This window comes from Psychrobacter phenylpyruvicus DSM 7000 = NBRC 102152 (genome assembly GCF_000685805.1).
GTDB lineage: Bacteria > Pseudomonadota > Gammaproteobacteria > Pseudomonadales > Moraxellaceae > Psychrobacter > Psychrobacter phenylpyruvicus.
This window is the reverse complement of sequence record NZ_JMKP01000008.1, coordinates 76921-98290: the sequence shown is the minus strand read 5'-3', so window position 1 is coordinate 98290 and position 21370 is coordinate 76921. Positions and strand designations below refer to the sequence as shown.

Here is a 21370-nt window from a genome sequence, read left to right as displayed (position 1 = left end):
TAGACGGTTGTAACTGAAGTAAATCGCCCTTATGATAACTACAAATAATTCATAGTAGTAGGTCTTATGACAGCTCTTTTACCCACCCGCGTGTCACTTTATGATTTCCTATTTGAAGATACCTTACCAATCGATTCTATCTTTGCGGATATAGCGGGCATTTCAATACCTCAAGCTCGAGTGCTTATTGAAAATGGCATTCAAGCTATTATTAGCGGGCTTATGGCTTACAACCAACAACATGGTGGGGACGCTGTACTAAAAAAGTTATTGAGACGCAGCCAAATAAAAGAGCTGCGTAAATATAATGCTTTTAATCTAAAAAGCATGAACGCCGCCTATCAAAATGGCCATGCTATAAATGACATTCTATTTGACTCCACTGAAATACAAAAGCTGGTGTGCCAAAAGCTGGCTGATCAAACTCAAATATCAAGCGGTCAACTGCGTCTTTTATTAGGAGCTTTGAGCTTACTTTGCTTACGAGAGATTGCTATATTAGCAGATTATGCACAATTAGATGCGCAAGAGATAGATTGCTGGTTTGGATTGCAGCCCCAGTTCTTTCAGCTAGACCGTACTAATGCTAATGAGATAAATCATAGCAATAATCCTGTGCTAGATACCCACCAATTGCCTAACTTTGATAATAGTTGGCATCAAATAACTGGCTATCAGCAACCTACTGTATCCACCTCTACTCCCACAGAACAAATACCTCATTATGCCAAAGTTATTGGGCGTACCCATCAAGCTAGCTTAATTAATAATGTCTCCGCTAACAATGGTCAGATTATTGTCGATAATTTGAACAATAGCGAGGTATTAACCTTTGCCACGATACCCAACATTTGTTTGCCTTATCAGCGCTGGTTATTACAACTGGCCAAAATTTCAGACATTTATCTAAGTCGTAAACGATTAAAAGTGTCACCAGAGCCAGTACAACCGCCTTCAAGACCGTTTGTTAACTTTGGTTTTTTGGATAAAGATAGCAAGAAAAATAAGCAAAGCGTTGCTAATAAGCTAGAATCTGCTGCAGGCAATACTCCTTTTTGGAAAAATCCTGTGCTAATTCTATTGGTATTGGTTATTGGAGGATTAACCTTAATGGCCATTGGTAAATACCAATATAAAAAATCTCAAGTGATAGATACCCCAGTTCAAACCCATAAAATAAAAGCCTAACTAAGCATTAGCAACTTTTAAAGACAATAAAAAAAGCGCAAGCTATTAAGCTTGCACTCCACGTTACTTTTAGGATTAGGTTGCTAAGATAGAGGGATCACAGTTGATCAATGGCCATTTGAGTCAACACACGGCCGCGTGCGGTTCTTAGTACATAACCTTGCTGGATTAAGTAAGGCTCAATTACATCCTCTAAGGTGCCTCTGTCCTCTGCCATTGCAGCAGCAATTGCTTCTACCCCAGCAGGGCCTCCATCAAAGCGGGCATGAACCATTTCGATATAGCGTCTATCTAAATGGTCTAAACCTCGCCTATCTACCGCCAGCATATCTAAGGCACTGTCAGCGATATCACCGGTGACCATCCCATTAGACTTCACTTCAGCATAATCCCGAACTCGGCGTAACAAACGGTTGGCGATACGCGGCGTACCGCGAGAACGTCTAGCCACTTCAACCGCACCCTCAGCTGTCATTTCAACATTCATCAAGCGTGCTGAGCGACTGACGATAGTCGTCAAATCCTCAATATTATAAAACTCTAAGCGCTGAACAATACCAAATCTATCACGTAATGGAGAGGTCAATAGCCCCGCCCGTGTCGTCGCAGCCACTAAAGTAAAGGGCGGCAAATCCAGCTTAATAGAGCGCGCAGCCGGTCCTTCACCAATCATGATATCCAGTTGAAAGTCCTCCATTGCCGGATATAGGATCTCTTCAATAACTGGGCTTAAGCGATGAATCTCATCAATAAATAACACATCCCCTTCTTCGAGGTTGGTCAACATAGCGGCTAAGTCGCCAGCTCGCTCCAGTACTGGGCCTGAGGTCGAACGTAAGTTACCCCCCATTTCACGAGCAATGATATTGGCTAATGTGGTCTTTCCTAAACCAGGAGGACCAAAGATTAGAGTATGGTCCAAAGCCTCTTTTCTCCGTCGCGCCGCTTCGATGAAAACTTCCATTTGCTCACGTACAACTGGCTGACCAATATACTCTGCCAGTGTTCCTGGGCGAATATTACTATCCACCACATCATCTTGACGCTCTAAAGGATTAATTAGTCTATTTTCCATAATCTATTATAAACAACCTCATAAAATAACTAGCAGATAGCGCATCTAAATTTATCTTAAGTTTAGATTTATCAAAAACATAGGGACAAAAAAATACGCTGAAGTAGTGTTTCAAGATATCAATTATATATCATTAACACTACTTTAGCGTAAGCCTTAAAGTTAGAAAATATTTTAAGGTTTTAAATAGGCTGCAGCATGGAAGTGCTTTTTCAGAACTTCAAGGCAACGCGTAATTTTTGCAGGTTGTTGTTCACGATCTAAGGTGACCGCATATAAAACAAAGTGCGGTAATGAATACTCAGGAATTACTTCTACTAATTCGCCAGAAGCCAATTCTTTTTGAACATCAAGAGACATGACGCGTACTAAGCCATGACCTTCTTTGGCTAGAGTAGTTGCTAAGAATACGTTATTGGTCTGAATTCTAGAAGGAATTTTGACTCGATTCTTCTTACCAGTCTCAATGCTACTGAAGTCTAAGGTACTTGGATCTTTCATTAAATCAATACTGATAAGCTGATGATTAACCAAGTCTTTTGGCTTAGTAATCTTCTCATGCTGTCTTAAGTAGTGTGGTGAAGCTACTAGCATTTGCTTAACTTCAGCTAAAGGATAAGTGGCTACAGAGCTGTCTTTAATCTGTGGACTCATGCGAATAGCAATATCAGCACGCTCATCAATCATATCAATATAATGGTTATCTGCTAGGAAATGAATGCTTAAATCATCATGAGCAGACATCCAAGTAGATAAGGCTGGAAGGATAAGATTAACCCCCAATTCAGGAGTGGTTGCGATTCTCAAGCTACCAGCTAATTCATCACGTAACTGGTTAACTTTAATACGCCCTTGATCTGCGGCTGCGACCACATCTTTAGCGGACTCATAGAAGCTAGCACCCGCTTCCGTCAAACTAAGCTTTCGAGTAGATCTATGTAGCAATACTACACCTAAATCTTTCTCAAGCGATCTGATTTGTTGGCTTACAGCACTGGTGGTGATACCCAACTGCCTAGCTGCCCCACTAAACGAACCATGGCCGACAACACTGGCGAAAACCGCCATGCCTCTTAAATTGTCTAACATCATTCTTAACACCTAACATATAAAGTAAGTAGCATAGTATAACGCATTTAAACGGACAAATGTTGAGAAATTACAGACAAATGTTAAGTATTCCCATTTTTTAAGTTTACTTTTTGTGAAAACTGACTGTAGGAACATTACAGCAGTTATAAGTAAGATATAAATGACTACTCAGCGTCGGTTAAAAGCTTCAAATTGACTATCTCCCCTTTAAAATCACGGATTAGCCTTTGCATAACCGGACTTTGAGTAAGGAGCTGTTTGGCATAGTCTTTGGCTTGTACTTCCCGTACCTTCTGTCTGTTTTGTGGAAGTAGACCTTGATTATCCGAGTTAAGAGAAGTGTCGACAGCTATCGATACTTGCGCCCCGAATTGCTGACTTAAATGATTGGCTAAATGTTTGAAAATACTTTGCATATTTTTAGTATCAAAGGCAACTTTAAAGACACTTTCACCAGAGATTTCACCTGTCATAACCCCTTGTCTTGCCATAGCAAGCTGGTCATAAGCCAATGCACCAGACTCCCTAGCAGTCTGTAACCAGTAATCCCACTTCTCAGGTGTCCACTGTCCTACCAACTCTATTGGAACACACTTTAATAGTGAACGTGGATCTTCTGCTGCAAGCTGTGAATGGATTTCGCTATTCGCAGGCTGGTCAGTTGGGGGCTGATAAGAAGACTGATTTTGATTAGAATGGGTTTCACTTGTCTCTAAAAAAGTTTGTCGTTCAACCGCTATACCGTCCGATTCCGCATCTACTGACTGCATAGAGTCAGCGTTATTATACGAAACGGAAGATTGTAAATCACTTTCGCCTGTAAATAAAGCATTTAATTGATAATCAGACTCAAACTCAATATTATCAGTATTATTTTGAGTAGAATTGTCTAAATTCTGGACATTACTCTCTACCTCTATTGTTTCAGAACCAAACTTACTTAAGTCGTCTAAGCTGCTTGCGCTAGTTAAATTATTGGGGTTATCTAAGCCGCCATTGTAATCATCAGCTTGCTGCAGGCTGTTCGCATTCAAGCTATCGGTCGTTGACGGTTCAATGACTGTATCAGTAGCAACTTTAGTTTCTAGCTCGGCTTCAACGGTTGAATACGGTTCATCAGGTTCTGGGTCAACAGTACCAGTACTCATCTCATGCTCTCGGGTATCTTGTGCGGGTACTGCAGCTTGCGCCTGCTGTGGTACAGTAGCTTCATTTGTTGATGCTACGGCGGGTCGCGAATCAGAAACCGTGGGCGTAGGGACCTCATTTATAGCCAATGGCCTAAAGGCTAACAACCGCAATAAGCACATCTCTAAGGCTTGTAGCGGGGTATTGGCCAGCTTAATTTGCTCACGCCCTTGGACAACAATCTGATAGTAAAGCTGCAACACATCAGCAGTGATAATGCTGGCTAACTGCTTAATTTGCTCAGCTTGCTTATCATTGACATTTAATGCCACATTTGGCAATAGCTGTACCATAGCTATTTGATGCAATAGCTCTGCTAACCCATCAAACATACTGCCAGCATCGACCATTTGCGCCCGCATTTGTTCAATATGGGCGGAGACCGACTCTGTATCGCCTTGATAAATATCAAGCAATAGCTGCACCAAGTCTGCATTATCAATTAGCCCCAACATATCATTAACCGTTTCATCGGTTAACGACCCTTGACCGAAGGCAATGGCTTGGTCCGTCAAAGACAGAGCATCACGCACCGAACCTTTGGCAGCATTGGCCAACTGCCACAGTGCTGGCTGAGTAAATGCTATACCTTCTTGAGTCAATAAGTGGGCAATATGATCACTTAGCGCCTGCTGTGGTAAAGGACGCAGCACAAACTGCAAACAGCGACTGATAATAGTGATCGGTAACTTTTGCGGATCTGTTGTGGCTAACAAGAATTTTACGTGCGAAGGAGGCTCCTCCAGCGTTTTTAACAACGCATTAAAGCTGTGCGTAGACAGCATGTGCACTTCGTCAATTAAGTAAACTTTATAACGACCTTGGGTAGGAGCATAAGGCACATTATCAATAAGCTCTCGAGTATCCTCAACTTTGGTACGTGAAGCCGCGTCAATCTCAATAAGATCAATGAAGCGACCCTGATCAATCGCCACGCAGCTACTGCACACACCACACGGAGTACTAGTGACTCCAGTTTCACAGTTTAAGCATTTAGATAAAATACGGGCAATAGTGGTTTTACCTACCCCGCGAGTCCCGGTAAATAAGTAAGCATGGTGTAGCCTATTATGATCTATGGCGTTAATAAGTGCTTTAGACACATGGGTCTGCCCTACCAACTCATGGAAGTTTTTTGGGCGATATTTACGTGCTAAAACTTGATATTGCTGCGACATAATGGACAACCAGACCTATAATATGTAATGTAATTTAAAAACTTAAAAAAGCAAACAAATGTTTGCCAAAACAAGGGACTAAGGTTTGAGCTTATTTATGGATTCCTACTAAATATTACTACTAACTATGTATTTTATTAATACTAACTATTAGCACTAAAACACTTTTTTATTCTCAAATACTATCAGACAATACTGAGCCTGACTGATGATAAACATCCATTAGGACGGTCACATTACCCTTACCATCATCGTTAGACATATCAAATCCTAAAATAAAGTATTCTTTCATGGCTGGGTCTTGAAGTTGTGCATTAATATCAGACAGTAAGTCTTGATAATTGTGCTGTAGCCACTGCTTTGAATACTGCGCTTGTTGATCTAAACCATAGACAACGATGACATAATGATTACCAAAGTCATTATAAGAATGCTGATGGCAAATATAGCCATTGAAGCACTCTTCTCTGGATCTATTTTCGTAATCCATCATCTCTTCAATAATATTCAATCGAGTGTACATAGACTCAGCAACTAAAATCTTCACCTCTTCAAGAGGGATAATCTCTCCTGCTTCATGACGACGTTTGGTAGCTCCATTCAGCAGCTTTTGGAAAATAGTAGCATGAGACTGCAGCTTCTGAGTCAACCCTTTTAGCTGTTGAGATAACTGCGGGCTGTCATGATTAATAATGTTTGTTAACCGAGTTTCAACCTTCTCTAGCAATCCTATTTCAACCAACTTTTGTTGTACAGCTACTGCTCTTTGATAGAAATCAGGGCTATTTAAGAACTGTTTCGCCAGCTCTAGCCCCCCTTGAAAGTCATTGCGATTGACTAAATGAGCCAAGTGATAATCAAAATAACTCAATAAATCATTTGGGGTTTGCAGCAGCTGAACCAGTTGATAGAAGCTATTTAGACTAAATAACTGTAAAACCTTAGTTTTATTTTCTAAATCAACAGCAGTCTCTTCTTGAAAGAAGTCACTGCCATAGTCATGCTCTAGCTGATAGCCTGTATCTTGGTGCACTAATGTTAGCGAGGTAAGCCCAATATAATAAATATTTTGTATCTCTTGAACGTCATCTACTTCAGGCAGTTCCACACCACTCACTAGCTGCTGAAAGCGCTTATTAATATCAGTGGCGGCCTGCTGTCTTATTTCAGCAAGCATAGACTTTTCAATATTAGGACTATCAACCGTCACCATCTGTTCATGAGTCAGCACATATAATAGCTGTTTGCCTACTTTGAAAGCATAGTCAAACTTATCTTGACCGACTAAAGGATCATTGTTATTTAAATAAATTGATAAAAAGGTGTGATGGAACATAGCGTTCCAGTCAAAATTCGGTACTTGTTCTACATGTGATTTATTATTTGGCATAGACTTCGGGTAAACTCCAGTTTTTTATACAGAGCTAATAAGAGACCTAGGATTCTCTTGAGTTGGATTTGAGTGCTTAGCCGAACTGTATTTTTATAAATATGAACTGTATTTTTATAAATATGAACTGTATTTTTATAAATATGAACTGTATTTTTATAAATAATAGTATTTTAATGGTTATTACTATACCGTTTTTTTGGTTCCGATGCACATATGTTGGTGTCATTTAAAAAAATATAGGACTGCTCTCTCGGCAGTCCTATATCCTTACTTTATTGCATAAAACTTAGTATAAAGTTAAGTATTCACTTAGTGCTTCATACGCATGTGTGGGAATAAAATTACATCACGAATACTGGCCGCATCGGTAAATAACATAACTAGGCGGTCAATACCAATACCCTCACCCGCTGTTGGTGGCAATCCATAAGATAAGGCTTCAATATAATCGGCATCAAAATGCATGGCCTCATCATCGCCGGCTTCTTTTTCTGCCACTTGATTATGGAAACGTTCTGCCTGATCCGCTGGGTCATTAAGCTCACTAAAGCCATTCGCAATTTCACGACCACCAATGAACAGCTCAAAACGATCAGTGATTTCTGGGTTTTCATCATTACGGCGAGCTAGTGGCGACGTTTCAGCTGGATACTCAGTAATGAAGGTTGGTTGACGTAATTTATGCTCAGCGGTTTCTTCAAAGATAATGGTTTGTAACTTACCCACACCAAAGCCTTCTTTAACCTGCTGTTTCAAAACATTCTGTGCATAATCGGCTAAATAGTCTCTGTCGTCAATTTTACTCATATCAAAGTCTTCAGCGTACTGAGCAATCGCATCTTTCATACTTAAACGAGCAAAAGGGGCTTTAAAGCTAATGGTTTCGCCTTGATAGGTAAGCTCTGTCGTACCCAAAATATCCATCGCTAATTCATTAAACAAGCGTTCAGTTAAGTCCATCAAGTCTTTATAATCTGCATAGGCTTGATAGAACTCAATCATAGTAAATTCAGGGTTATGACGTGTTGATACCCCTTCATTACGGAAGCTACGGTTAATCTCGAACACGCGCTCAAAGCCGCCCACAACCAGACGTTTTAAATATAATTCTGGGGCAATACGCAAATACAATGGCATATCCAAAGCGTTATGATGCGTCACAAACGGACGGGCTACTGCCCCACCTGGGATAGGATGCATCATTGGCGTTTCAACTTCCATAAAACGCTCGTTTAGCATAAATTTACGGATACCGCTAACAACCTGACTACGGATCATAAAGGTGTTACGGCTATCTTCATTAGTCATTAAATCTAAATGACGGTTACGATAACGGGCTTCAGTATCCGCTAAGCCATGGAACTTGTTAGGCATAGGACGTAGAGATTTAGTTAATAAGGTAATCTCTTCGATGTGAACGTATAAGTCGCCTTTGCCCGAACGACCGATGAAACCAGATACACCAACAATATCACCCAAATCTAGTGATTTAATTAAATCAAGAGTTTCTTTATCCAACTCTTTACGAGCTACATATAACTGAATGCGGCCTGTCATGTCTTGGATAACAATAAAGGCACCACGGTTCAGCATAATGCGTCCCGCAACGTTTACTTGAGTTTTGTCGCCCTTAGCTGCTTTTTCTTCAATTTCTTCTTTAGAGATATCTTCAAACTGCTTTTGTAAATCCTCAGCATAATCAGTACGTTTGAACTGGTTGGGATAAGCCACTTTACCCGAGGCAGTAATCTCATCAAGCTTAGCTTGGCGCTGAGCGATAAGGTCATTGGTTTCATCGATTGATGGGGCTTGATCTTGATTGTTTTGATTAGACATAAGACTCTCAAATTATTTATGACAATGATTTTTATAAAACAGCTAAAGAAGATATTGCTCTAAACTTTTTAGATTTAGACCGTTACTCGCCGCTCACACTGGCCATCAAGTCGGCTTGGTGCTCACGGGTTAGAGCATCTAACAGCTCGTCTAAATCTCCCTCCATAATTGCGTCTAACTTGTATAAAGTTAGGTTAATACGGTGATCAGTTATGCGACCTTGAGGGAAGTTGTAAGTACGGATGCGCTCACTGCGATCCCCACTACCTACTAAGTTGCGACGTAAAGCATCGGCGCTATCTACTTGCTCTTGCACTTTGGCTTGCTGAATACGAGCAATTAGCATCTGCATCGCTTTGGCACGGTTTTTATGTTGGCTTCGTTCTTGTTGACACTCGGCAACCACACCCGTTGGAATGTGAGTTAGACGTACCGCAGAGTCGGTAGTGTTAACGTGCTGACCACCCGCCCCACTTGAGCGGAAAGTATCCATACGGATATCTGCAGGATTCAATTCAACCGTATCATCAATCTTAACCTCTGGCATTACAGCTACTGTACAGGCAGAAGTGTGAACACGGCCCTGGCTTTCTGTTTCAGGGACACGTTGTACTCGGTGTGCACCAGACTCAAACTTTAAGCGGCCATAAACATCATTACCCGAAACACGAGTAATGATTTCTTTGTAGCCGCCATGCTCCCCTTCGTTGGCAGACAATACTTCAATGGTCCAGCCCTGAGACGAAGCATAACGCTCATACATACGGAATAGATCGCCTGAGAATATCGCAGCTTCGTCACCGCCTGTCCCTGCACGAATCTCTAAGAAGGCAGGTACCTTATCGTTAGGATCTTTTGGTAGCATCATAACGTTAAGCTCTTCTTCCATCTTTTCGATATCAGCAGCAGCCGTTTCGATTTCTTCTTGCATCATCGCCTTCATATCAGGGTCAGCGGCTTCATTTAGCATCTCTTCGGCATCTTTTTTGTCAGTTTCAGCCTGCAAGTAACGCTGCCAAAGAGTCGTGATTTCGGTCAGATCACTGTGCTCCATAGACAGCTCGCGAAACTTGTTGTTATCACTAATGACATCGGGGTCAGAAAGCAGGGCAGTCACTTCTTCATAGCGATCTACCATCTGATCTAAGCGTTCTCTTAACGACTCTTTCATAAGTTATCTTTTCTTGAATTTGGTTATAAATGATATTAACTATTGAATGAATAGTTAATAACTAAAAATGGGAACTAATTTTTTGGTAAATTTTTGATATAAAAATAAGGTGGCTAATTATAGCAAATTTTAAGCACAATACCGAGACTAGTCTCGTCAAATATATGCCTAACCCATCAAGCAGGCTTCCCTTCAGATCATTTGCAAACCTTCACTCTGTCTAAAGGTCAAGCTGTCACTATAAGAAGCTCTGCTCAATTTATTTAAGATTAATCAGCTTAGCCCAAGAGTGGGATTAAACCTTTCTGAGCAAGACAGAGCCAATTGAGTAACCTGCGCCAAAGGAACACATCACACCCAGGTCGCCTGATTGTAGTTGGTCTTTGAAGCGATGGAATACTATAACAGGACTGGCTGAACTGGTATTGCCAAACTCATCAATCACGGTTGGCGTGATGGCTGGATCCGCGTCTTTACCAACCACACTTCGCAAGATCAAATTAATCATATTGATATTCGCTTGGTGCAACCACATCATCTTGACTTCACTGGCAGGCAAGTTATTTTCTGCTAGATGCTCACTGATAAGCTCCGAGACTTTTGGGCACACTTCGCGGAATACTTTACGACCATTTTGCAAAAATAGCTTATCAGAAGTCGGCTCTTGTAAATCTCCATACAGCTCAGCTTCAGCAGCCAAATATTCACCTTTATCCAAGAAGCCGTATTCGTTTTTGATATTGGTTGAAAACTGGGTAAATAGCTTACTGTCTATAATCTCATAGCCTTTTGGGGTGTCAGAGGCTTCAATAATAGAGGCTGTGGCAACATCCCCAAAGATAAAGTGGCTGTCACGGTTGCGCCAGTTAAGATGGGCTGTGGTAATCTCAACGTTAACCACGGCAATCTTAGTACCTAGCCCGCCTTTAATAGACCCTACTGCTTGAGCGATACCAAAAGTTGCTGCACTACACGCCACGTTCATATCATAAGCAAAGCCGCCTTCCATGCCAATGGCGTGTTGTATCTCAATAGCCAGCGCTGGATAAGGGCGTGGCAAGTTTGAGCAAGCAACGATAATGCCGTCCAGCTCTGTAGCCTCAATACCCGCTTCAGTTAAGGCTTGCTGCAAGGCATCGACACCCATTTCAGCCATCACTGACAGCTCTTCACCCAATTTACGAGCAGGAATAAGTGGGGTCATGATATTGGGATCTAAAATACCTGACTTCTCCATCACATAACGTGATTTGATACCAGAAACCTTTTCGATAAACTCAGCTGATGAAGGCTGTAATGCTTCTCGAGTACCTGCTTCGATTTCACTGGCATATTGACTATTGTAGTTGTCAACATACTGATTAAACGATTCAACAAGCTCTTCATTACTGATGCTATATGGCGGAATATATAGACCTGTCCCTGTAATATATGTTTTCATGTTGCTTCCTATTTCTCTTAGCAAATAAGGTGTTTAAAGCGGTGTAACTTTGATAGCTTTAATAATTAAATAAATAGTTAGGTTACCTCTACAGACTGTGCAACACGCACATTCTATAAACTAATACGTCTAACTCAATATGTTGCATCAATATCTTGCATAATGGTGCACAGAGTCATAATTATTTATGAATTAAATAACCCAAGTTATAAATTAAAAAACTCAAGCTATATATTATGCCTGTTTTAGCGAATTATTCCTAATTTTGAGTGTTATAAATTCTTTACCCCTACTTTCCTACAATTTTTTGCGTCTAATATTTGCGTCTGAAATAACCAACTAAACAGCATTAACTAAAATAGCCCACCAGTATTGCTGGTAGGCTATAAAATCTATCACTTGCTAAGCGAATTATCGCTAATTTTCGTTATCGAGAAGATTAAAGCGTCACTTTGTCTAAAACAAAGTCAATATCCTTATCTCCGCGACCCGATAAATTCACTAAAATGGCCTCATTCTCAGGCATATCTTTGGCAATCTTCATCGCATAGGCCACAGCATGAGAAGATTCTAAGGCTGGAATAATGCCTTCTAATCGCGACAATGCCATAAACGCATCTAGACACTCTTTGTCAGTCACGGCCTCATAAGTGGCTAAATTACTGTCACGCAAATGCGAGTGCTGAGGGCCTACTCCAGGATAGTCTAGGCCAGATGCAATCGAGTGAACTTGGGCAGGCTCGCCTTTTTCATCTAGTAGAACATAACACTTGAAACCCTGAATTTCACCTTTCACCCCTTTACTCATAGTCGCCGCATGGTTTGGGGTATCTAGGCCCTCACCTGCTGGCTCTACGCCAATCTTTTCAACGTCAGCATCAGTCATAAAGCCACTGAACATACCCATCGCATTTGAGCCACCGCCAACACAAGCCACTACTTTATTTGGTAATTTACCCGTTGCTTTTAAAAATTGCTCCCGTGCTTCATGACCAATGACCGACTGAAAATAACCCACCATCTCAGGATAAGGCGCTGGACCTACCACAGAGCCAATAGCAAACATACTATTTTCAATATCATTTAAGTAGGCATCAAAAGCACTGTCAACGGCTTCTTTTAGCGTGCCTGCCCCTTGTGATACAGGAACCAGTTTCGCACCCAAGATTTTCATGCGACTGACATTAGGGTGTTCTTTTTTTATATCTACAACCCCCATATGTATTTCACATTCTAAGCCCATTAAAGCCGCTGCTGTCGCTAGTGCTACCCCGTGCTGTCCTGCCCCAGTTTCTGCAATAACCTTTTTCTTACCTAGTTTTTTTGCCAGAAGCACTTCGCCCAAGCAGTGATTTATTTTATGTGCCCCAGTATGGTTTAAGTCTTCACGTTTAAGATAAATCTGAGCACCGCCGCAATGCTCTGACAGACGCTTAGCATGATAAATAGGACTGGGTCGACCGACATAGGTCTCGCGCAGTCGTTTCATTTCAGCAATAAAATCATCTTCTTTGATAATTTCGTGAAAACCCGCTTCAAGCTCATCCAAAGCTTTGGCCAATTCGGGATGAGTAATTTTTCCGCCAAACTCACCAAATAAGCCCTCTTTGTTAGGTAGAGTTGAGGCATGTAACCCGTAACTATTTTTAATTTCAATCATTAGCTGCACCCTGTCTTCAATAGATTTGTTTTTGCGTTCTAGTACAATGATACAGATTCTAAAATAACTTTTTTATACGGTCAAGCACTTAAGTTATAAACAAGCTCATTTATTAAATCGACCTAACCTCTTGAAAACCAACTTAATGTAACTTTGCTTATAACCAATAGGAATAACTAGTTGAGGATTAACTGTTAGACCTTTTAGCAAAAATCAGGATAATAGTACGTTTTCTTTCTGCGCGGAGTTTCTCATGCTATTACTATTGCTAGTAGTCATATTTATAGCTTTGCTATACGGATTATGGCGATATCACCGTCAGAGCGATTCACTGAGTCGTAGTGTATTTTTGGGGCTATTATTGGGGGTGGTCTACGGGCTTATCTTATCTGCCTTAAATGTCGATACTGAAAGCTTCTTACCTTGGGTGAATATCGTTGGCAATGGCTATGTAAATCTATTAAAAATGATTGCTATGCCACTAGTATTCATATCGATACTGGCAGCTATTGCCCGCCTTGAGAAAGCTTCCATGATTGGCTCAATGAGCTTTTGGATTATCAGCACCCTACTTATCACAACCGGTATTGCGGCTTTAGATGGCGCTATTATTGCCAATCTATTTCATCTAGATGCCAGCTCAATTGTCGCTGGTGAAATGGAAATTGCGCGTGGTCAAAATATTATTGAGCGTAGTGGTGATGTCGCTGACCTCACTATTCCAGGTCTGATATTAAGCTTTATTCCAACCAGTATGGGGGGCACTTTTGCTGAGCTTGCCAGTACCTCCATGATTTCGGCTGTAGTAGTCGCCAGCTTGATGGGAATTTCAGCTCTGGCTGTTAATAAAAATGACCCAGAAAAAGGGGCTATTATTATTCGTGCTATTGATGTGCTACAAACTTGGATTATGGCTTTAGTGCGCTTCATTATTCGCTTAACCCCATACGGTATCTTGGCGTTAATGATTAAAGTTATCGTCACCACAGATGCAGATGCTATTTGGCAGTTGGCGAAGTTCTTAGTGGCGTCCTATGTGGCCTTATTTATCATGCTAATTGTCCACGCCTTTATTATTATGCTAACTGGCAGATCGCCTATTGAGCACTTTAAGAAGATTGCTCCAGTATTAACTTTTGCCTTTACTTCACGCAGTTCAGCAGCGACCATTCCATTAAGTATCGATGCTCAGGTAAATAAATTAGGTATTGCCAAACCTATCGCTAACTTCTCAGCCTCATTTGGTTCAACCATTGGACAAAATGGCTGTGCAGGCGTCTACCCTGCTATGTTAGCGATGATGATTGCCCCAACTATGGGTATCGACCCGTGGTCTATCGGCTTTATCGCCTCAGTAGTTGGGGTGGCTATGATTGCTTCATTTGGGGTGGCAGGCGTTGGTGGTGGGGCAACTTTTGCCGCGATTATCGTATTATCCACCTTAGGCATGCCGTTAGAGCTGGCAGGGTTATTAATCTCTATCGAGCCTCTAATTGATATGATGCGCACGTTAGTTAACGTAAGTGGTTCTATTACCTCTGGTGTGGTGGGTAATAAAATCTTAGGGGATAAAGTTCCTCCCGAAAGCTTTGATAATACTTCGACCCAGCTTAACTAATTCAATCCATCAAAACCAAACCCTAGTAATGAAAAAGCCCTTTAAGTTATGACTTATGGGGCTTTTTATTACTTAGTAAGTTTTGTCGTTAACTCTGGCTCAAATCAATCCTAACTCTTAATCCTCTTTTTATCTATTACATTTCACAATAACAGCCAATAATTTAAAGCTCTATAATAAAACTTGATGCTAACCCTTTATTTATTTTGAAACTTAATACAGAGCATAAGATGGACCTTAATAGACTTATATTAAGTGGCTTATTGTTGGTAAGTATAACTAACCTAGCTGAGGCTGCTGCTTTTGGCAATCCTGATGGCTCTGGCGGTACAGTATATGCCCTAGGCTCCGATATTATTATTGCCTCAGATAGCAACGACTTTAAAGAACTCTACATCCCCGAATATACCAATAGTGACTGGCGTGCCAAATACCCCTCTATCCTAAAGAGTAACTCTAGTCCAAATATCCAGACTAGAAGATATTATGAGATAAAAGAAAAAAAGTGGCTACAGGCTAAGTTTTATATTTTTGAAGCAAGCTATGAGTTTGGCCCTAAGATTGAGGTACAGGTAAGCTATGACGATGGCAAACGCTCATGGCAACAGGCTTTTTTAGTAGGTTCTATCTATGCTGAACAATTGGGATATATACCCCCTGATCTGAGAAAAGCCACTCATACGATAACCATTCATAATTACTATAATGGCCTAATGGGCGGAAATAATAATATCATTATCTTTGAGAAACGAGGCGCTGAACACATAGAGAAAGGTTCGATTGAAGAGGCATTATTCCATGAAGCGACTCACAACTACTTTAATACTATGCTGTTTAAAAAAGAAAACCCTTTTTATGGACTTTGGAAACAAGCGCAATCTAAAGATAATGACTATATTTCTTACTACGCCAAGACCAATGATTTTGAAGACATTGCCGAAAGCTTTATTGCCTATTACGCAGTAAAATACAAAAAAGAACGGGCAGGTAAACTTAAAGACAAGGTGCTAACTGCCATACCCAATCGAATACTTTTCTTTGAGGGGATAAATCTGAATCTAACCCACCTACCCACTCCTCTTAATTCGATTCACAAACCTTCTCAAGCCTATCAAATCATCAGTTCTGCGGATCAAAGAGCTGTTGATATTACCAACAATGGTCTTTTAACTTTGAAACCTGCATCCACAGACAATAGTCAGCTTTGGCAATTGATTCCAAAAGCGGATAGTCAGTATGGAAGTTCCAATAGATACCACATAAGAAGTATGCAATCCAATGACTATGACTATAAATGTATAGACGTTATCAACGGTGGTAGAGATGATCAAAGTCTACATTTAACAAAATGTGGCAACTATTCTGGCCAACTTTTCTCTTTAAAACCTGTAGGTTCTCAACAATACCAGCTCATGCCCTTATGGCAAAAAAACCTAACCAAAAGCGCTGCACACCATTCACCCACTTTGAACTGTATGTCTGTTATCGATAATAAGGGTTTACAAAGACTTATTATCACCCCGTGCAACGACTCATTGGAACAATTTTTTGTACTGCGTCCCTATTGAGCAATCGTGTTATATGACAATCAAACACATCCCTGATAAAAAAAGCCAAATTATCACTAGTTGGGGCCTTCCCTCTTCTACATATGATACTTTTAATGTTGAATATAACGATCAGGGGACTTTTGCCAGTGACATATCGCCGCTTCCAATTCTTGATAACCCACATTGAGATAATCTGCTAGACCAATGGCATGATCATCGAGCTTAGCATCGTCTAACATACCAAATAACAGCTTAGCACCACGCTTAGGTCCGCTAGCTTCAGCAATGTAGCAGCTGTCGGGCTCTACATCTGCTAACCCCATTTTTCCTAACAAGCATAAATACTCAAAAGTAGACAAGCGTCCAAAGCGATAAACATTTTTGCGGATTAAAGCATATAAAGTCTGAAAATACGTTGTCTTATCTATGGTTGGCGGCTCAGGGCAAAACAATGCTTGGTGGCCACCCTGCTTATTAATAAAATCAATGTAACTGCTAAACGTTATGGGCAAATGGCTTAACGATTCATAAGCACGATGATGACCAAATTTTGGTTTCGGATCACTAAGCGCTAAACTCGAGGACAGTTGCTCTAATAGCGCCGTACGCTGATCAAAAGATTTATTGACTTGTTGCCAAGTCAATGCTGTGTTTAAGTTTAAACCTACTCCCCCATATAGCTTTCGCATAAATGCCCAATCAGTTTGTTCACTATCATTGGTATATATCAATAAAAAACTTAGCCAACAAGCCTCATCATAATCTTTATCTTTAAGATAAATAATGGCTTTTATTGGATTAAATTCTTCTGACTTAGGATCACAACACTGCTCCCTTATATTACTTTCTAGAAGGGCTTTAATGGCAGCTTCCTGTTCAATACTATCAATAAGCTGTAACGCAAGTACTTCATAGGTAATAGCGGGTAAATTATCATTCAGGTTGTTTGACTGTAGATAACGGCGTATATCATCGGCAGTTTGGATTGAAGGATCACTAGTACTTGTAGATTCCATATGAGGTAAGTCTCAGCTTTTATATTGTATTAAGTTTTAGATATAGTTCATTGTTGTGTTTAACAACCGGCAACTTATATAAACCATTGATAATTTTTCTTTTATTAAATAAACACTAAGAAAAACCACTAAAAACGAAATGTCATAAAGCTTAGATTATACTGACACTAATATTGATAGAATGGCATGTGCAAGCCAACCCTATATTGATGAATGATTAACCAGTTTGAAGAATGTTATTAATAATGAACTTAATCTAGATAAATATCTTTATAGGATTGCAAAGTCAATGGCAACTGTGGCTATGATGCATTTCGGTAGTAGTCAGGCTAATTTTCCTCACCTATGGTGTCATATTCCTGCTTGTCTTTATTTGGGTAGTGGTAAGGATGATACATCGGTCATTTTAGAGATGGTTGGAGAATGTCTGGTTGATAGTTTTAATCATTAAACTACAAAGTATCTCCATGTATATAGTGGCTGATATTTAAAATATCAGAGTCAATTTGCTGAATTACTTTAAGTCTTGCATTTTTCGTCTCTTTATAAATTTTTGAATATTCTTTTGCTTCATATATTTCTAAATTTCGTATGTCCTTTTGATCAGATGCAAATTCACTATTAACTTTTATTTCATCTTCTAAATCGTATATTTTATTTACTATTTCAGATTTAAAACTATTAACTTCTTGAAGAAGGCTTGGTGTTATGTATAAAGCATTATTATCTATGTGAGATATAATTTTTTGAAATTTTTTGAAAATTAGAAAGTCCCTGTTATCAACCCCTTTGAAATCGATTTGATAAATATCATAAGCTACTGGGGTTTCATAATCTAACTTAAGACCAATAAGCTCTTTGTAAGTCTTAACTTTCATCTCAAACAATCGTTGGTAGGTTTCCTGCGAAATTCGATGAAAATGTTCATTCTTAGCTAATAGCTTTTCATGATCTTGCTCTAGAAGTTTAATGCGCTTTTCAAGTTCAGTTGTATGTTCACGTGCTTGAGTGTCTATGGAAGCTTGGTCTTTACGGGCAATACGTTCAATATAAACTTTACCGATAAAACCTGCTAATCCAATTAATAATGTATTGCCTGCAAGCGTACCTAAAAGCTGTTGCCAGAAATCACTCATAATCTATCCCTTCTATAATATGTTTTATTATAAACGAAGGCGCTTAAACTTGCGATTTAAGCGCCTTTGATGTGTAGATGCGGTAATGGTAGTGATGTATCGTTGAAAGTGTTTATAAAAGTTTATAAATGGGTTTAATCCCCTTCTAAGAGCCTTGTCTTCGGTTCTCCTTCATCTAAATAAAACTCATATACATCATTTGAAGAAGTATCCGCATATGAATAGTTAACTATGAATATTGCCCATTCAAGTTTTTTAATAATTAGTTGCTTGTATTCGGCTGGGCTTTTCTTTTTGTCACTGAGGTCTATCAACTTAAAAGTTATATATATTCTGTTTTTTCATTCACTTTTTTCACGAATGAATCTGTATAAGTACCACCTCTAAGTTCAAGTTTAGGATAAGTATTGATAGAAAGGTCTGAATCAGATTGTAAAACTTGAACGGATTTAACAATACAGTCCGCCTTGTGGTTTGCCAAGATGACACGGAAAAAGTCAGGTAGCTCTTTTGTAGTCAGATATTGATCTTTTATAGGGTCATAGCGGCCCTCTTCCTTAATAAAGAGTTGATAGTCTATAACCTCAAATAGTGGCTGTTTAGCCCCTTTTTCTTCTAAGTAATATTGAAACTGCTTAGCTGTTATGTCTAACTGCTTTTTTAAGGCTTCAGACTGTTCTTTTAGTGCTACCTCCGACCCTTGCTGAGCTTGTACGGAATGTTTTAATTCTTCAACTTGAGTTTCTAGTGCCTGACGTTGGAGGGTAAGTTCCTTGCGCTGTAACTTTAACTCGCTACTTTGAATAGCATAACTGGCTAAAAACCAGACCCAAGCTATGGGTGCAAAGATACCTGATAAAAAAGCGCCTATATCGGCCATACCATTGACTTCTGAATAATGTAGGTGTGCATAGAAGGCACCCATAATTAACATTATAATTGTAAATAAGCCTGCAAAAAATACGACTAAATTGTTTTTTATAAATTTCATCCTCGCCGTCCGTTTATCTCTATCTATTTGATTGAGGTTTGTAACACCAAAACACCCCTTGATTCAGTTAATAATATGACACCTGCTGAATACAAACAGGTGGCTTAATTAATCCACGATGATTTTGTGTTAAAAATTGGGTGTTTACAGGTTTTCCATCATTAAAAGCTTGGTCGTATGGCGTTACCCTCCACTCAACATACTTTTTGGATAATAGCTACTCATTTTGCCATTGAACCTCATGCAACAATAAATGGCCGGCGTTTTAGTTTGTATTAAGTCTAAAGGCTTGTATTACTACCATAATTTAAGATTTTAATTTAATGCTATAAGTTTCTAACTCTCAATACCGCCCCACCCTGCATCAGGATAACGCTCGCCTGCAATATTTTGTGGATCAAAAAGACTATCCAATGTTTTAATTTGTTTCGTTGTCAGTTTAACATCGGTAGCTTTAGCGTTTTCGATAAGATATTTTTCACGCCGAGTTCCAGCAATAGGAATTATATGAGGATACTTATTTAACATCCAGGCAAGACAAAGCTGAGCATTGCTATAGCCCCACGCTTGGGCCAACTGACTGAATTGATCAACTATTTTTTGATTTTGGATAATAGCTTCACCCTGCAATCTGGGTAATGCCTGACGAAAGTCGCCTTCCTCTAAGTTTGCAGTATTTAAATTCCCTGTAAGAAACGAACGTCCAAGAGGACTATAGGCCACAAAGTTAATGCCTAGCTCTAAGCAAGTTTCAAGCAGACCTTCTTCAGGTTCACGTGACCATAACGAATATTCACTCTGTACTGCAGTGATAGGGTGAATGGCATGTGCTTGACGCAAAGTTTCACTATTAACTTCAGATAGCCCTATTCCCCGAACTTTACCTTTAGCGACCAAATCACTCAAACTATGCATCATATCCTCAATAGGGGTTCCATGATCACGGCGATGACAATAATACAGATCAATATATTCAGTACCTAATCGCTTTAGTGAGTCATTACAAGCCTGCTGAATGTATTCAGGACTATTATCTAGTCGACGCTCGTACTCTCCTTTATTACGGACAATACCAAACTTAGTCGCTATCACTATCTTTTGGCGATTGGATTTATGACTGGCTAAAAATTGCCCTAGTAATGTTTCATTATGACCTAAGCCATAGGTATCCGCTGTGTCAAAAAAATTAACACCTATTTCAAATGCTTTATCTAACAGCAGTAAAGATTGACTGTCGTCACTCGCTCCATAAAATTCACTCATACCCATACAGCCAAGCCCAATCGCTGAAACTGGCAGATTGATTTGTTGCAGTAGTCGCTGTTGCATAATAGTCCCATTTTTTCATGGCAATTTTAATTTAGTTAGATAATTTAGTTAGATTGGGGCTTATTCCTTTATAACTTCTCTATAACTACTTAATGCATTCATACAGGCTGGCACGCCTGCGTATACCGCCATTTGAATAACTATCTCTAGCAACTCTGACGGGGTTACACCCACGTTTAATGCAGCACGCATATGTAATTTGAGCTGTGGTTGTGCATGACCTAAGGTAATCAGGGAAGCGACAGTAATCATTTCACGAGATTTTAAGTCCAGTCCGGGTCGTCCAATTACCGATCCAAATGCATAATCAGTAATTAAAGCAGGTAAATCAGGATCTAGCTCTGCTAGACTGTTAGTCACCCTATCGGCCATACCCTCTTGTAACTGGTTCATAATATATTTGCCATGTTCAGTTATCGCACTGTTTGTCATAACTTCCTACCTTATTAATATTGTCTTAACAACTTACAGCAGTTTATTGCATGCATCATGGACATAACAGACGACA

Annotated in this window: 16 protein-coding genes; 3 read left to right on the top strand and 13 right to left on the bottom strand. The window is 39.8% G+C overall.

Annotated elements, in window-relative coordinates; all coding sequences use genetic code 11:
• The first annotated feature begins 66 nt into the window (after positions 1–66).
• Positions 67–1188, top strand: a complete 1122-nt coding sequence (locus tag G561_RS0105060) for a hypothetical protein (RefSeq protein WP_028858581.1) — start codon at positions 67–69, stop codon at positions 1186–1188.
• Positions 1189–1285: 97 nt separating this feature from the next.
• Here the strand turns inward: G561_RS0105060 and ruvB are convergent, their stop codons facing one another.
• From ruvB to trpB, 8 genes are all read right to left on the bottom strand, one after another.
• Positions 1286–2263 carry a Holliday junction branch migration DNA helicase RuvB gene (gene ruvB, locus G561_RS0105055; protein ID WP_028858580.1) on the bottom strand — a complete coding sequence of 326 codons (978 nt, stop codon included), beginning with the start codon at positions 2261–2263 and terminating at the stop codon, positions 1286–1288.
• A 174-nt stretch (positions 2264–2437) separates the two neighbouring features.
• The gene (locus G561_RS0105050) at positions 2438–3352 is read right to left on the bottom strand and encodes a LysR family transcriptional regulator (protein ID WP_028858579.1); all 915 of its coding nucleotides are present in this window, start codon (positions 3350–3352) and stop codon (positions 2438–2440) included.
• Between the two features lie 167 nt (positions 3353–3519).
• The gene (dnaX, locus tag G561_RS0105045; protein ID WP_028858578.1) at positions 3520–5721 is read right to left on the bottom strand and encodes a DNA polymerase III subunit gamma/tau; all 2202 of its coding nucleotides are present in this window, start codon (positions 5719–5721) and stop codon (positions 3520–3522) included.
• A 175-nt stretch (positions 5722–5896) separates the two neighbouring features.
• Positions 5897–7111: a hypothetical protein gene (locus G561_RS0105040; RefSeq protein ID WP_227674036.1), complete on the bottom strand. Its 1215-nt coding sequence runs from the start codon at positions 7109–7111 to the stop codon at positions 5897–5899.
• Between the two features lie 312 nt (positions 7112–7423).
• Positions 7424–8950, bottom strand: coding sequence for a lysine--tRNA ligase (lysS, locus tag G561_RS0105030; protein WP_028858576.1), 1527 nt, complete (start codon positions 8948–8950; stop codon positions 7424–7426).
• 82 nt (positions 8951–9032) lie between these two features.
• Complete coding sequence (gene prfA, locus G561_RS0105025) at positions 9033–10121, bottom strand: peptide chain release factor 1 (protein WP_028858575.1); 1089 nt, start codon at positions 10119–10121, stop codon at positions 9033–9035.
• 295 nt (positions 10122–10416) lie between these two features.
• Positions 10417–11562, bottom strand: coding sequence for a beta-ketoacyl-ACP synthase III (locus G561_RS0105020; protein ID WP_028858574.1), 1146 nt, complete (start codon positions 11560–11562; stop codon positions 10417–10419).
• Positions 11563–12001: 439 nt separating this feature from the next.
• Positions 12002–13222, bottom strand: a complete 1221-nt coding sequence (gene trpB / locus G561_RS0105015; RefSeq protein WP_028858573.1) for a tryptophan synthase subunit beta — start codon at positions 13220–13222, stop codon at positions 12002–12004.
• 253 nt (positions 13223–13475) lie between these two features.
• Here trpB and G561_RS0105010 point away from each other — a divergent pair, with 253 nt between their 5' ends.
• A complete protein-coding gene (locus G561_RS0105010) occupies positions 13476–14840 on the top strand; it encodes a cation:dicarboxylate symporter family transporter (RefSeq protein WP_028858572.1) in 1365 nt (454 codons plus the stop codon).
• Between the two features lie 230 nt (positions 14841–15070).
• Positions 15071–16408 carry an RICIN domain-containing protein gene (locus tag G561_RS0105005; RefSeq protein ID WP_028858571.1) on the top strand — a complete coding sequence of 446 codons (1338 nt, stop codon included), beginning with the start codon at positions 15071–15073 and terminating at the stop codon, positions 16406–16408.
• Between the two features lie 92 nt (positions 16409–16500).
• Here G561_RS0105005 and G561_RS0105000 read toward each other — a convergent pair whose 3' ends face one another.
• The 5 genes from G561_RS0105000 to G561_RS0104975 all read right to left on the bottom strand — a co-directional run bounded on the left by G561_RS0105000 (position 16501) and on the right by G561_RS0104975 (position 21294).
• Positions 16501–17406 carry an alpha-glutamyl/putrescinyl thymine pyrophosphorylase clade 3 protein gene (locus G561_RS0105000; protein ID WP_028858570.1) on the bottom strand — a complete coding sequence of 302 codons (906 nt, stop codon included), beginning with the start codon at positions 17404–17406 and terminating at the stop codon, positions 16501–16503.
• A 452-nt stretch (positions 17407–17858) separates the two neighbouring features.
• The gene (locus G561_RS0104990) at positions 17859–18542 is read right to left on the bottom strand and encodes a hypothetical protein (protein WP_028858569.1); all 684 of its coding nucleotides are present in this window, start codon (positions 18540–18542) and stop codon (positions 17859–17861) included.
• Between the two features lie 322 nt (positions 18543–18864).
• Entirely contained in the window at positions 18865–19533 is a 669-nt protein-coding gene (locus tag G561_RS14005) for an MreC domain-containing protein (protein ID WP_037031697.1), read from the bottom strand.
• A gap of 336 nt (positions 19534–19869) precedes the next feature.
• Positions 19870–20862, bottom strand: a complete 993-nt coding sequence (locus G561_RS0104980; RefSeq protein WP_028858568.1) for an aldo/keto reductase — start codon at positions 20860–20862, stop codon at positions 19870–19872.
• Between the two features lie 60 nt (positions 20863–20922).
• A complete protein-coding gene (locus G561_RS0104975; protein ID WP_037031695.1) occupies positions 20923–21294 on the bottom strand; it encodes a carboxymuconolactone decarboxylase family protein in 372 nt (123 codons plus the stop codon).
• Between the last annotated feature and the right edge of the window lie 76 nt (positions 21295–21370).